Here is a 13398-nt window from a genome sequence, read left to right as displayed (position 1 = left end):
TAATGCTTCACATATTAAGATACTTTACTGGCTTAACATTCTCTGTTATAGCCTGCGCTTCTATGCAGGCGCAAGAAATTCTGCCACTGATACAAACCCAATGGGGACAAGCCGCACCTTATAATATGTTCTGCCCTAAGGAGTCGCTGGCAGGTCCTAATAGTCTTGCTGGCTGCGGCGCTCTCGCTATGGCACAGGTTATGCGCTACCTGCAAGAGCCGTCAGTATCGCCCAAGGGCGAGAAATATCAGTGGGACTTGATGCCTCAGCGCCCGTCTACACCTGAAGAGGCACGTGCTATCGCTCGATTGGTTACCGATTGTGGCGTCAATGCTTTTACTGCGTACGGCAAAAACAGCAGTGGAACCAATCCCTTCAACGTGCTTTGTGCGATGAAGAAGTGCTTCGGATTAAATCCGTACATCTATATCATCATGCGCGAACAATATCCTGGCGATGAAGGCAGAAGGCTTTGGCGAAGGCTGATTATGGACGAGTTGCAGGGCGGCCGACCGGTCATGATGATAGGCTCACTTCTGAATGGAGACAAAAATCTAGGCCACATATTTATTATTGATGGAGTGCGTGGCTCGCGTGTACACGTGAACTTCGGCTGGGATGGTAAAGGCGACGGTTATTATGCGCTCGATGATCTTGGGGGATTCAACATTAACCAATCTGCAATTATAGGAATAGGTAAGGCCGACTATGTGCCAGAGTCTAAGGTGGTAAAGACCGAGCATGCCGGACAGTTGGCCGAGCTGCTGCCACAGAACGAGTGGAAACAGATTCGACATCTGCGCGTTAGCGGACCACTCGACAAGAGCGACTTCAAGGTATTGCAGCAGATGGCACAAATGGATCGTTTTGTCGGCAAGGGAGGCGACCTGCACACACTCGATCTGAGCGATGCCGAGGTGGAATATCTGCCCGATTCCGCATTATGCGCTACGCAGACGCTGTTCTATGTCCGTCTGCCTAAGAAGCTCAAGCAGATAGGGCGTGATGCGTTTAATACTTGTATAATGCTTAATGAAGTCGACATTCCCTCGTCGGTATGGCGTATACGTAAGGGGGCATTCAATTTTTGTCCCAATCTGTTGAGTATCCACATCCCTGAGGGTGTGCGTAATATTCTGAGTGGTACATTCTGTGGATGTAAGAACCTTACCGAAGTGACGTTACCAGAATCTATCGACACGCTGGGAGCTGGAGTATTTGAAAACTGCACCCTGCTGGAGCGCCTCTATATTCCAGCTTCTACTCATCAGATAGGTGTCGATCTTGTGAAAGGTTGTCCTAATCTTCGCGAGGTGATTATCGACCCAGCCAACATGGAGTTTGCCTTTCGTGATGGCAAGATTGTTGGCCTCACCAAGCGTGCTCAGGAGCAGTTAGGCCAGATTTCCCTCCCATCTGTTGATCCTAAAAACTTCAACCAAATAGGCACCCGCCGCGTACGCAAAGTAAAAGCAGTAAAGCGCAACGGCAAATGGGTAGAAGTGAAGTAAAAGAGGCACCTCAAAAATTCCTAAGGACTTTTCAATTGCAAAGTACTTAGAGTGCAAAATTTCTTTAGGTACTTTGCAAATTTTACTTTATCTCTACCACTGTTAATACATTATCTGCAACCTTAAAACGGATGTCGAAGGTGAGGAACGGCATGCCGTAGATGCGGTTGGGATCGTTGTGATAACGGGGACGGGGGTCTTGCTGCAGGGTGGCAATTAAGGATGCTACCTGATCAGTTGGGATTTTGTTTTCCAACTCTTTTGGAAGTTCTACTTTTAAAGGTTCCCACTCAGTGTTATCCACAAACCCACTACGGGCTTCGGGGTGGGCATCGGCATAGGCCACATAGGGCTTGATGTCGTAGATAGGGGTGTGGTGCATCAAGTCGGCACCTTTAACGTAGATGACAGGGCCGAGTTTGGCATCGTGCTCAATGCGATCGATACGCACACACGACAATCCGAGATTGTTTGGACGGAATGGCGAGCGGGTGGCAAAAACACCCATGCGCTGGTTGCCGCCTAAACGGGGTGGACGCACAGTGAGACTCTTTTCGGCATCGCGATTGGCCGAGAACTCCCAGATAATCCACAGGTAATCGAAGGCTTCAAGTCCGCGAACGGCCTCCATCTGTCGATACTCTGGTTCAAACACGATACGCCCCGTCAGGTCGGGCACCAACCCGCTCTGACGAGGAATACCAAACTTGGTGGGGAATGGTGATTCAAACCATGCTATGGGTTGTATCTCCATGTATTACTCTGAGTATTGAAATGCGAAATCCAACAGGGTGCACAGCGACTTCTGCTTGGTATTCGACTTGAATACAAAGTAGATGGCGTGCTTTCCTGAAAGCTTGGCCAGCTCAGGCAGGTCGAAAACGGCTTCGGTTGCCTCCTGTGGCATGTCGGCCTTGAGTTCGAAGCAACCAAGAAGTTTGCCTTTCTGCGATGTCCAAGGACGATCGAGCATCAGCTGGATGGTACCATCGATACCTGCAGGGATGAGATTCAACGACAGCTTCAAATTATTCTTGCCCTTGCTCTCGTTGAGGTTAAAATACTTGTAGCCTACGATTGAACCATCGGTATTGTTAACCACACGGTTGGTATTGCAGGCCAAGGCATAAGGATCGTCGAAGTTCTTATCGTTACCATACGATACCTCGACATACGAACCCGAGAACTTGTTGTTAGGCCACTCGTGAACGGCAGGTGTAGGACCAGTAAGCCAGCAAGCAATACCGGCTGAGTGGCGTTCGAATGGATTCAAACCAGCGAGTGCAAAACCCTCGGAGTTATATTCGCCCTCGGTAATCTCTACCTTACCACCTTCGCCTTCCTCGACAGTTACCTTGATAGGAGCCACCATGGCCTGGCGTGCATACTCGTTGGTGCCTGTCTGGCGGTGATAGAACACATACCACTGTCCGTTAATCTCGCAGATACTGCCATGGGTGTTGCCATCTGGAACAGCCGATGCTATGGTGTCGCCTTTCTCGTTAATCTCGCGACCACGAGCATCGATAATGGTACCACCATAAGTCCAAGGACCTAATGGCTGGTCGCTATAGGCATAGGCTAAGTTGTAGTTGCTAGTGGGCAAACCAAACTCGCCATCCTTGGTAAAGCGACTGTAGATAAACACATATTTATCTTTTATTTTACGGATGCTCGATGCCTCGAAGAAACTGAAGATACCCTCTTCGTTGCGGCCTGATACCATGCCATCGATAATCTCCGTGCCAGGTTTAACGGTACACATCGTGGCAGGATCAATCTCGGCGGCGTATGAGTGCTCAAAGCCCCAATAGCCATACACACGACCATCATCGTCAACAAACACAGCGGGGTCGAAACCATAGATTCCCTCAACCTGGTTGGGGTTCTTCTTGCTCCAGTTGCATACTTCGAAAGGCCCATCCGGACGGTCGCTCTTGGCAATCAGTGCATTGCGGTAGCCTGTCTGGTCGTTGGGGAACAGATAATATGTCTTTTTGCCTGTGCTATCGGTTACAAAAGTGATATCGGGTGCATACAGCACGTCGGCTGTAGCTGCTGAGTCGAATACCTCGCCTCGGGCATTTCGGTTTACGGTGAGGATGATGCCATCGTAACGCCAGTGACTCAGATCGTCTGTTGGAGCCGACCATACCACTTGGTCGCGACCACAATAGGCATCCTTCAGGTTATCGTGCGAACCATAGATGTACACACGCTGCTTACCTGGGTTATCGGGATCGTCGAACACGTAAGGCTCGCCATCAGGAATATGCTCCCACAATGGCAGATAGGGGTTTCCAACGGTGTTAAGTGTTGTGAGTTCCTGACTTTCTACTACTGCTGCCTTTTGGGTGCACGATGCAGCCAGTCCCATGCAACAAACAGCTGCTAAACTGTGTTTAAGAACATTCGTCTTCATCTTGTTCGTATTGTTAGGTTTATTATCTGGCTGCAAAAATACAAAAAAAATCCGAAAGCATGATACTTTCGGACTTTTTTTATAATGTGATGCTTGGATTATCCGAGCTTGCCGTCTGAACCGAGTACGTTCACAATCTTGTGGATGTACATCTTCTTCATGTTCTCACGAGCGGGCTTCAGGTACTGGCGAGGATCGAAGTGATCGGGGTGCTCAGCCAGGTACTTACGGATAGCAGCAGTCATAGCCAGACGAGAGTCAGAGTCGATGTTGATCTTGCAAACAGCGCTCTTAGAAGCCTCGCGGAGCTGCTCCTCGGGGATACCTACAGCGTCGGGCAGGTTACCACCGTACTTGTTGATAGTGTCAACCTCGTCCTGAGGAACTGAAGAAGAACCGTGGAGAACGATGGGGAATCCAGGAAGCTTGTTCTCGATCTCGTGCAGAACGTCGAATGCGAGTGGGGGAGGAACGAGCTTACCAGTCTTAGGATCGCGTGTGCACTGCTCGGGCTTGAACTTGTAAGCACCGTGAGAAGTACCGATAGAGATAGCCAGTGAGTCGCAACCTGTGCGAGTAGCGAAGTCGATAACCTCCTCAGGCTTTGTGTAGTGGCTCTCCTCAGCTACTACCTCATCCTCAACACCAGCCAGAACGCCGAGCTCAGCCTCTACAGTTACGTCGAACTGATGAGCGTACTCAACAACCTTCTTTGTCAGGGCGATGTTATCCTCGTAAGGCAGTGAAGAACCGTCGATCATAACGCTTGAGAAACCGTTGTCGATGCAGTCCTTGCAGAGCTCGAAGCTATCACCGTGGTCGAGGTGAAGAACGATCTCGGGCTTCTCGCAACCCAGCTCCTTAGCATACTCTACAGCACCCTTAGCGAGGTTACGCAGGATGGTACCGTTAGCATAGTTACGAGCACCCTTTGAAACCTGCATGATAACAGGTGACTTGGTCTCAACAGCAGCCTGTACGATAGCCTGCATCTGCTCCATTGTGTTGAAGTTGAAAGCGGGGATAGCGTAGCCACCAGCTACTGCCTTCTTGAACATCTCGCGAGTATTCACGAGTCCTAATTCCTTGTAATTAACCATAATATCTTTAAATTTAAATGAATAATTGTCGCTTTAACGCCTGCAAAGGTACAAAAAAAAGTAAAAAGGAAAAGAAGTAAAAGGGTAAAAGTTATTAATGATTTCTTAAATTATCACTTTTTTACTTTTCTACCCTTTTACTTTTTTACCTTTTGTAAAACGCAGTTTGCAATCTTACACCAGCGTATGCTCGTCGAAGTACTTCTGAACCTCTTCCTTGTAGTTGTCGGAGATAGGAATCATCACATCGTCGAACACAATGCGGAACTTATCCACGAGTGGTGTCTCCTTCATATGTACGATGAATGAACGGTGGGTACGAAGGAACTCTGGCTTAGGCAGATATTCCTCGAGTTTCTTCATCGACATCAGCGACATAATCTTATCGCCGTTCTTCAGGTAGAAGCGTACGTAGTCCTTTAATCCCTCGACATACAGGATGTCGTCGAGGTTAACACGCTGCAGCTTGTAGTCGCTCTTTACGAACATAAAGCGGTCGCGGCGGTAAACGTCCTGACGCAAGGCTACGGTAAACCACTCGATGGCCTTGTCGGTAGCCTTAATGAAGTCGTCGTACGAAATGGGTTTCAGCAGATAATCCAAACCATTAACTTTAAAGCCCTCGATAGCATACTGAGGGAATGCGGTAGTAAAGATTACCTTTGTGTCTTTGGGGAGAATCTTGGCAAACTCGATGCCTGACAGTTCGGGCATCTGAATGTCTAAGAACAACAGCTGTACGGGGTTTTCACGAAGATCCTTCATGGCCTGTACGGCACTGTTGTAGGTTCCCTGCAAACTCAGGTAAGGAGTTTTTTTGGCGTAGCTCTCAAGCAGACCTGCTGCCAGAGGCTCATCGTCGATGATAGCACAAGTAATTGTCATAACTGGATATGTATTGTTGATGTGTAAATATTTCCTTCTTTATTAACGCCCTTCTCCCAGGTGTAACGTCCGGGATAGGACAACTCTAAGCGGCGCTGCACCTGACTGAGACCGATGCCATGGCCACTACGGTCGTCGTGCGACTTGGGGTGGTTCGAGTTCTCAATCTGGCAGGTAATGTCGTGTTCTGTGGCGGTAATGCTGATGTGTACAAAACTGGGCTCAACAGGACTTACGCCATGTTTAAAGGCATTCTCGATAAGCGAGATGAAGATAAGTGGTGCCACCTTAATACCAGGCAAGGCCACCTGTCGATGGAACGTTACATCCACGTTCTGCGACAAGCGGATCTTCATCAGCGCAATGTAGTTCTCGATAAACTGCATCTCATCCGTGAGCGTTACCTCGCGTTCCTGATTATCGTATAGCAGATGCCGCAGCATTTTTGACAGCTGTTGGATGGCATTCTGGGCGCGTGTCTGGTCGATGGCTGTCAGCGCATAGATATTGTTCAGTGTGTTGAGCAGGAAGTGGGGGTTAATCTGCGAACGCAGGTTTTTCAGTTCGCTCTGGATGCGTGCAGTCTCAGATTCTCTCAGCTTCTGTTCGGCAGTTACCCATTTGCGTGCCAGGGCTAAAGCGGTAGATCCACCTGCGAAAATGCAGAAGTTCAGTCCCTCGCGCAGAATGTTGGTTACGTCGTTAATCGTGTCGTCGAAACGCTGGCGTACACCGAAGAGATCGTTGGTAAAATCGGTCCAGTAGTGAAGGGTGATACTGAATACCGAAATCATTGCCAAGTTGATGAGCAGGTCGTAGCGATGCTTACCTGCCACAAAGAGCTTGGGAGCCAGATACAGATAATTGAGATAGAACACTATCATCAGCATTGCTGGCTGCATGCAGTACATCAGGTACTGCATAAACTTGATTCCTGTGCCTCGCCAGAATGTAAGAGGCGACAGGAACATAAATGCCCAAAGGGCCACGTGGCATAGGCCTGCTAAATGTTTATTCATGTCTTATAGCTTCTATAGGATCCATATTTGCTGCTTTCTGTGCAGGAATGTAACCGAATAGTACACCGATAAACACACATACCAGGAACGATACGTAGATACTCCAGGCGGGTACGCTTGATGGCATGCCGAACGATGCTAAGAAGGTGCTGGCGCCTACGCCTACAATCACACCTATCAGTCCGCCTGTAAAGGATATCAGCACACTCTCTATCAGGAACTGTAGCGATATAACGGGTCCGGTAGCACCTACCGCCATGCGCAGTCCAATCTCCTTGGTGCGCTCGGTTACACTTACCAGCATAATGTTCATAATACCAATACCAGCTACCAACAGCGAGAAGGCTGCAGCCACTACCAGAATGATGGTAACGGTGTCCATCGTACTCGACATGGTCTCCATCATCTCGGCCTGCGAGCGGATGGTAAAGTCGTCGTCGGCATCCTCCTTCAGCTTGTGGTTGTCGCGTAGTATCTGTGTGAGCTCCTCGATGGCAGCATCACTCAGCTCCTCGGTTACAGCCGAGCAGACAATACTTGAGAAATAGGTCTGGGCAGCAATACGCTTCATCACTGTGGTGTAGGGAGCGATAATCACGTTGTCCTGGTCCATACCCCACGAGTTGTAGCCCTTAGATTTCAGTACGCCCACAATACGCATGGGGATACTCTTGAAGCGGATGGTCTTACCGATACACTCGGCACCTTCGCCAAACAGCTCCTTAACGATGGTAGCACCAACCACGCACACCTTCGAGGCTTTTTTGATGTCCTCCTCGGTAAAGCACTCGCCCTCTTCGATGGTCCACAGTCGGATGTCCAGATAATCTATCGATTCGCCATACATCGAGGCGTTGGTGTTCTTGCTGCCATAGATGGCCTGACCGCTGGCTGTTACCTCGGGCGATACCTTGGTAACAAAACGCTTCTCACGAACAATACGCTCGTAGTCGGCCATCTTCAGCGTCTGCATGCTCGACGGATCCTGTCGTACGCCACCTCGCATATCGGCACCAGGACGGATTGTGAGCAGGTTGGTACCCATTGTCGAGAGTTCGGCACGGATGCTCTCTTTCGAGCCCTGACCGATGCTCATCATAATAATCACCGCTGCTACGCCGATGATGATACCCAGCATCGACAGGAACGAGCGCATCTTATTATTCGCTACGGCCTTCAGACTTACTTTAAACAGATTCAGTATATTCATTAATCTTTAATGTTTCATGTTTAATGTTTAATCATCCTGCGGAGCAGGCAACTGTGCCAGTGCCTCGGCTGCCGACTTGATATTGGTATTGATGGTATCCTCGCGAATCTTACCATCGCGCAGGTTGATATTTCGACTCGAATACTCGGCAATCTCAGGGTTGTGGGTCACAAAGATAATAGTGTGGCCCTGCTTGTAGAGCTCCTGGAACAGTACCAGCATCTCGAACGATGTTCGTGTATCAAGGTTACCTGTTGCCTCGTCGGCCAACAGCACAGCGGGATCGTTAACCAGCGCACGGGCGATGGCTACACGCTGCATCTGGCCACCCGACATCTGGTTCGACTTGTGATACATACGGTCTTCAAGTCCCACTGCCTTCAGGGCTTCCATGGCTTTGCGACGACGCTCTGAGGCCGAAATCTCAGAGTTGTACATCAATGGCAGTTCCACATTCTCCAAAGCTGTGGTCTTGGCCAGCAGATTGTAATTCTGGAACACAAAGCCAATCTTGCGGTTGCGCAGTTTGGCGCGCTGGGTCTTCGACATGGTGCGCACGGCAATGCCATCCAGCAGATACTCGCCGCTGGTAGGCGTGTCGAGACAGCCCAACTGGTTAAGCAGCGTACTCTTACCTGAGCCCGATGTACCTTGGATGGTAACAAACTCGCCCTCGTAAATCTTGAACGAGACACCTCGCAAGGCTTTCACCGTCTCACTGCCCACCTGGAAGTAGCGCTTTACGTTCTGCAGTTCAATAACTACTTTCTTCTCTTCTTCCATAATGCTTATCTTTGTGGTGCACCACCGCCAGCTTGTCCGCCTTGCTTGTTATTGTTGTTATTTCTGTTTCCACCTGGACGTGGCATGAATGGGTTGCTGGCCTGCTGCTGTTCAGCCTCGCCTGCTCCGCCACTGATGTTAAAGTCGGTAAGAATCTCTGTGCCAACCTTCATGCCGCCGGTAATCTCGGTCATGATACCGTTGCTGGTACCAACCTCAACCTTATGAGCCTTGAATACAGTTCCTTCCTTGGTCCACAACTTGTGGTCGCCCTCGCAATCCTCGATGGTCTCACCCTTCTGCAACAGTGCCTCGTTGGGGTGGAATCGCAATGCCTTTGAAGGAACGGCCAGTACGTCGTTCTTCTCTAAGGTAAAAATGGTTACGTTGGCTGTCAAGCCAGGCTTCAGCTTCAGGTCGTTGTTAGGAGCCGAAATTACTACCTCGTAGGTTACCACATTGCTCTCGGTGGTTGCCTGCTGGCGAACCTGTGTTACGCGACCCTCGAACTGATCATCGGGGAAAGCATCTACGGTAAAGCTTACACGCTGTCCCTCCTTAACACCACCTATGTCGGCCTCGTCGATATCGGCAATCACACGCATGTCGGTCAGGTCCTGAGCAATCACAAACAGCTCTGGGGTGTTGAATGAGGCGGCTACGGTCTGACCTTCTTCAACTGATTTCGACAGGATGACACCATCGATAGGCGATGTGATAGTGGCATAGCCCAGGTTAGTCTGAGCCTTCTGTACGCTCTCCTTCGATGTGTTTACCTGCTCCTTGGCCTGCAGATACTGCAAACGGGCGCTTTCGTACTCATCGGCGCTTACTAGTCCCTTGTTGTACAGTTCCTTATACCTATTATAATTACTCAGCTGGTAGTTCAGCGAGCTCTGGGCACTGCTCAGGTTAGCCTTGGCTGTGTTCAGTTCGCTAATCAGGTTGGTGCGGTCCAACTCGGCAATCACCTGTCCCTTCTTTACCACGCTGTTGTAATCTACATACAGATGACTTACAATACCACTCACCTGGGTACCAACGGTTACGCTGGTTACAGGCTCGATGGTTCCAGTAGCTGTAATGCTGGTCTGGATATTTGTTTTCTCTATCTTTGCGGTATCAAAGCTAATCTTCTCTTCTTTCTTGCCACCTGTGCATTTTACCAGGGCAAAAATTACGATAACGGCCACAACGCCGATACCAATCCATCCTTTCTTACCGATCTTTTTCATATCTCTAAAATTCTCAATTTTCAATTGTAAATTGTCAATTATTACATCTCTCCCGTTTCGTAGAACTTCAGCATCTGCTGGTTGTAGATGGTCTGATACTTCGACTGCAACTGGTTCTGCTGAGCCGAGAGCAGGTTGTCCTTACCAGTCATCAGTTCCACGATGTTCTTCAGTCCCAGACGGAACTGCTCCTGCAGCAGATCGAAACTCTGCTGTTCGCTCTCAACGGTAGCGCAGGCAGCCTTGTACTTCTGCTGGTTGGTTTGAGCATTCAGCCAGTACTCCTGAATGGTAGAGTAGAGGGTCTTCTGCTGGTCTAGCAGGTCGAGCTGTGCCGACAACTGCTGTATCTTAGCCTTGTTAACCGATGTCTTGGTAGATCTGCCATCATAGATGGGTACACTAACCGAAACACCTGCCATCGCATCAAAGTTGGTTTTCATCTGCTTGCCCCAGCCGTTCGAACTCAGCGAGTTGGTGCTGGTGCCGAAGCTACCTGTCATACTAACGGTGGGAAGCCAACCGGCCTTTGCTACCGAGAGGTTCACGTCGCTGCTCTTGATGGCTAACTTAGAGCGCTCAATCTCAGGACGGTTCAGCAGTGCCTGCTCGTAAACACCCTGCAGGGTGGGCACCTCTTTCAGTACCATCGTGTCGGTAATCTGAGGGATAGCCACGTCAAACTCTGTCTCGTCGGTAATCTCCAACAACTGCTTCAGTTGCAGTTTATAGTTCAACAGCTGACTGCGAGTCTCTACAATGTTATACTCGTCGGTGGCTCGCTGGGCACTCAGCTGGGCAAGGTCGGCCTTGCTCATCTTACCCACGTTTACCATCTCCTGTCCGCGCTCCTCGTTTTTCTTAGCGGTTTCCAGCATCTGCTCGTTCACCTTCACGTTCTCATCCAGATACAGTATCTGGGTGTAGAGTTGGGCAATACGCTCCTGAATGCTGTTTGCCGTTTCCTTGCTTTGCAGTTCGGCTTCGTCTTCGGTTATCTTGTTTAACTTGATGGTATTGGTATTCCGGTTGCCGTTCCAAACTGTCCATTGGGCGTTAACGGCATACGAACCATTATAATACGTCTTGTCAACCTTGGTGTTTACCATGCCATTGGTAACAGTAGATACACCTGAATCCTTCCAGGGCTGGTAACCCACGCTCTGGTTGGTAGATGCGTTAAGAGTAGGCAGCAATGCAGCCTTCGAACCCTTCAGGTCTTCGGTTGCACTCTGCTTCTGCAGTTTTGACTTCTGCAGAGTTATGTTGTTGGCCATAGCATAGTCGATACACTCCTGCATAGTCCATTTCTTCTGAGCTGATATCGTCAGCGTCAGCATCAACATACTTAATACAACTAATCTTTTTTTCATCCCAATCATATTTGATTTCGTCGGCAAAGGTAATAAGTTTATCGATAACTTCCAAATAAAATAGACAAAAAATTGACGGTTAGTAGATTTTAACCGCCAATTAGTGGATTATTTCAATATTTTTATAATATTTTGTTAACTGTAAGATGCTATTGTATGTTACCTAACTGCTTGATACGCCGTTCGAAACTCTCGCGATTGTCTAATGCACCGTTTTTGATACGCGCACGATAATTATATATGGTATTTACACTGTAATGCAGGAATTCGGCAATCTTCGACGAGTCTTCGATTCCCAGTCGTATCAGGGCGAAAATTCTTATTTCTGTGGTCAGTCGGTTCTCCTCCTTGGGGTGTACCTGCATATCGTCCTGTAGCAGGGCGTTAAAGTCGTTCACGAAATTGGGGAACAGGTGCAGAAATACCGAGTCGAAGTTCTGATACAGCTCTTCCAGCTCTTTCTCCTTGAGTTCGGTAGATTTCGACATACGGAACAGATCCTCCAACTCCTTGTTCTTCATCTTCTTGTTCACCATCTTTCGATAGTCGTCCAATTTGTCGATATACTGCGAACACAGACTCATGAATCGGCCGATATACTCCTCTTTTACGCGGTTACTCTCGGATAATTGAGAGTTGAGAGATGATAATTGAGAGTTAAGCGTTGACAACTCTTCGGTTTGTGTGGCTAACTGACTGTTGGCTGTGGCCAGTTCGTCGTTCTTGCCTTTCAGAGCCATACGGGCAGCATCCAACTGCAGGTTGCGGCGGCGCAGGAAGAACAGTACGCCTAACAGCAGTAACAGCAACAGGCTGATGGCAACCAACAGCATGCGTAGCTGGTTGGTGGTATGCTCGCTCTTGGTTTTGTAGTTCTTGGCAATCGTAGTCAGGAGCGGGGCTATCTGCCAGTTGCGTTGGCGCGATCCGTAGCGGTTGGCGCAGTCGCTGGTAAAGCTGATGTAGCTCGATGCCTTGTCGATATCACCGTTCAGCATCAGTTCGTTGGCCAGTTCCCACATCGATCCCTGGTCCATGGCGGCATTACGTATATCGGCTAACACCGATTCAACCAGCCAGTGCATCATTTGGGGCTTGTCGCCTCTCAGTTTGTATTCTATATAGCGGTATAGGGCTACCATCGCATAGGGATGACTGCCTGGCTCAACGGTTTTTAGCCATGCATCGTTAATCTTCATCGCATCGTCCAGTCGGCCTTCGCCCTGCGCAGCCTGTTCCAATCTCAGAAAACGGGTTTCGTAGGTGGGGGGCAGAATGTCCATCATCAATTGTTTGTAATGGTCGGCTTTGGCCTGGTACGTCTGTCGCATGTGCTCCAAACGAGTGTAGTAGGCCAGCTCGCTATATACATTATTATATGCCTCGTAGTAAATACCTAGCGAGAGTGTGTCGATACCCACGGGATGTATCGAGTCGAGTGTGTTCAGTGCTTCATCATACATACCGATGTTCGAACATCTGATAGCCATCAGCGCACGGCATTTTACGGCACCCGATGCATCGCCTAACTGGTCGGCCAGTTTTATACACTCCGTCAGGTGATACATGGCCGAGTCGCTTACAAAAGCACGGTACAGTTCGTAAAGCTGAAAGTTTATCTGATATTTGTTCTTGGGTGTTGTTTCGAATGCCAGTGCCCTTTTGGTCTCGCTAATTTTCTTCTCGTGTGCTGCCACATAGTCGGCAGAGTGGGCTATAGCATGGTCAATCTGCTGGCAGTAAGCCTCCAGATTCAGTTTCTCATCGGCCAGCATCGTGTTGGTAATAGCCAGCAATAAACATAGAAGTAGTTCTTTCCTCATCTTTTAGTTAATTGTTTTGGCTGCAAATATACCTATT

11 protein-coding genes are annotated in these 13398 nt (G+C 49.0%); 1 reads left to right on the top strand and 10 read right to left on the bottom strand.

Translation table 11 applies throughout. The annotated features are described in order from the left end of the window. The first annotated feature begins 2 nt into the window (after window positions 1–2). Window positions 3–1511, top strand: a complete 1509-nt coding sequence (locus tag PRU_RS10660) for a C10 family peptidase (RefSeq protein ID WP_080517201.1) — start codon at window positions 3–5, stop codon at window positions 1509–1511. An 82-nt stretch (window positions 1512–1593) separates the two neighbouring features. On the opposite strand, the gene tsaA is transcribed toward PRU_RS10660, so the two are convergent. From tsaA to PRU_RS10610, 10 genes are all read right to left on the bottom strand, one after another. Next, a complete protein-coding gene (gene tsaA, locus PRU_RS10655; protein WP_013063424.1) occupies window positions 1594–2265 on the bottom strand; it encodes a tRNA (N6-threonylcarbamoyladenosine(37)-N6)-methyltransferase TrmO in 672 nt (223 codons plus the stop codon). A gap of 3 nt (window positions 2266–2268) precedes the next feature. Continuing rightward, complete coding sequence (locus PRU_RS10650) at window positions 2269–3933, bottom strand: family 43 glycosylhydrolase (protein WP_013065570.1); 1665 nt, start codon at window positions 3931–3933, stop codon at window positions 2269–2271. A 98-nt stretch (window positions 3934–4031) separates the two neighbouring features. After that, the gene (locus tag PRU_RS10645; protein WP_013065104.1) at window positions 4032–5033 is read right to left on the bottom strand and encodes a class II fructose-bisphosphate aldolase; all 1002 of its coding nucleotides are present in this window, start codon (window positions 5031–5033) and stop codon (window positions 4032–4034) included. A 174-nt stretch (window positions 5034–5207) separates the two neighbouring features. After that, complete coding sequence (locus PRU_RS10640) at window positions 5208–5918, bottom strand: LytR/AlgR family response regulator transcription factor (protein WP_013065081.1); 711 nt, start codon at window positions 5916–5918, stop codon at window positions 5208–5210. Continuing rightward, entirely contained in the window at window positions 5915–6937 is a 1023-nt protein-coding gene (locus PRU_RS10635) for a sensor histidine kinase (RefSeq protein ID WP_041386128.1), read from the bottom strand. The genes PRU_RS10640 and PRU_RS10635 overlap by 4 nt, the downstream gene beginning before the upstream one ends. Next, window positions 6930–8147 (bottom strand): ABC transporter permease, encoded by a 1218-nt coding sequence (locus tag PRU_RS10630; RefSeq protein WP_013065353.1) that lies wholly within the window; start codon window positions 8145–8147, stop codon window positions 6930–6932. The genes PRU_RS10635 and PRU_RS10630 overlap by 8 nt, the downstream gene beginning before the upstream one ends. 27 nt (window positions 8148–8174) lie before the next feature. After that, a complete protein-coding gene (locus PRU_RS10625) occupies window positions 8175–8930 on the bottom strand; it encodes an ABC transporter ATP-binding protein (RefSeq protein ID WP_013064549.1) in 756 nt (251 codons plus the stop codon). A 5-nt stretch (window positions 8931–8935) separates the two neighbouring features. Next, complete coding sequence (locus PRU_RS10620; protein ID WP_041386127.1) at window positions 8936–10165, bottom strand: efflux RND transporter periplasmic adaptor subunit; 1230 nt, start codon at window positions 10163–10165, stop codon at window positions 8936–8938. Window positions 10166–10206: 41 nt separating this feature from the next. After that, window positions 10207–11538 (bottom strand): TolC family protein, encoded by a 1332-nt coding sequence (locus PRU_RS10615; protein ID WP_013064579.1) that lies wholly within the window; start codon window positions 11536–11538, stop codon window positions 10207–10209. A gap of 149 nt (window positions 11539–11687) precedes the next feature. Next, the gene (locus PRU_RS10610; RefSeq protein WP_013064973.1) at window positions 11688–13361 is read right to left on the bottom strand and encodes a DUF6377 domain-containing protein; all 1674 of its coding nucleotides are present in this window, start codon (window positions 13359–13361) and stop codon (window positions 11688–11690) included. Window positions 13362–13398 lie beyond the last annotated feature (37 nt).

Origin of the sequence: Xylanibacter ruminicola 23, assembly GCF_000025925.1 — a bacterium.
Taxonomy (GTDB): Bacteria; Bacteroidota; Bacteroidia; order Bacteroidales; family Bacteroidaceae; genus Prevotella; species Prevotella ruminicola.
Note: the sequence above shows the minus strand (reverse complement) of the source record. Positions and strands in the feature narration are given on the sequence as shown.

What these genes read in the sequence shown, in the direction of transcription:
- PRU_RS10660 (WP_080517201.1), top strand. Translation starts at nt 3, where the DNA reads ATGCTTCACATATTAAGATACTTTACTGGCTTAACATTCTCTGTTATA.
- PRU_RS10620 (WP_041386127.1), bottom strand. Translation starts at nt 10,165, where the DNA reads ATGAAAAAGATCGGTAAGAAAGGATGGATTGGTATCGGCGTTGTGGCC.
- PRU_RS10645 (WP_013065104.1), bottom strand. Translation starts at nt 5,033, where the DNA reads ATGGTTAATTACAAGGAATTAGGACTCGTGAATACTCGCGAGATGTTC.
- PRU_RS10635 (WP_041386128.1), bottom strand. Translation starts at nt 6,937, where the DNA reads ATGAATAAACATTTAGCAGGCCTATGCCACGTGGCCCTTTGGGCATTT.
- PRU_RS10630 (WP_013065353.1), bottom strand. Translation starts at nt 8,147, where the DNA reads ATGAATATACTGAATCTGTTTAAAGTAAGTCTGAAGGCCGTAGCGAAT.
- PRU_RS10640 (WP_013065081.1), bottom strand. Translation starts at nt 5,918, where the DNA reads ATGACAATTACTTGTGCTATCATCGACGATGAGCCTCTGGCAGCAGGT.
- PRU_RS10615 (WP_013064579.1), bottom strand. Translation starts at nt 11,538, where the DNA reads ATGAAAAAAAGATTAGTTGTATTAAGTATGTTGATGCTGACGCTGACG.
- tsaA (WP_013063424.1), bottom strand. Translation starts at nt 2,265, where the DNA reads ATGGAGATACAACCCATAGCATGGTTTGAATCACCATTCCCCACCAAG.
- PRU_RS10650 (WP_013065570.1), bottom strand. Translation starts at nt 3,933, where the DNA reads ATGAAGACGAATGTTCTTAAACACAGTTTAGCAGCTGTTTGTTGCATG.
- PRU_RS10610 (WP_013064973.1), bottom strand. Translation starts at nt 13,361, where the DNA reads ATGAGGAAAGAACTACTTCTATGTTTATTGCTGGCTATTACCAACACG.
- PRU_RS10625 (WP_013064549.1), bottom strand. Translation starts at nt 8,930, where the DNA reads ATGGAAGAAGAGAAGAAAGTAGTTATTGAACTGCAGAACGTAAAGCGC.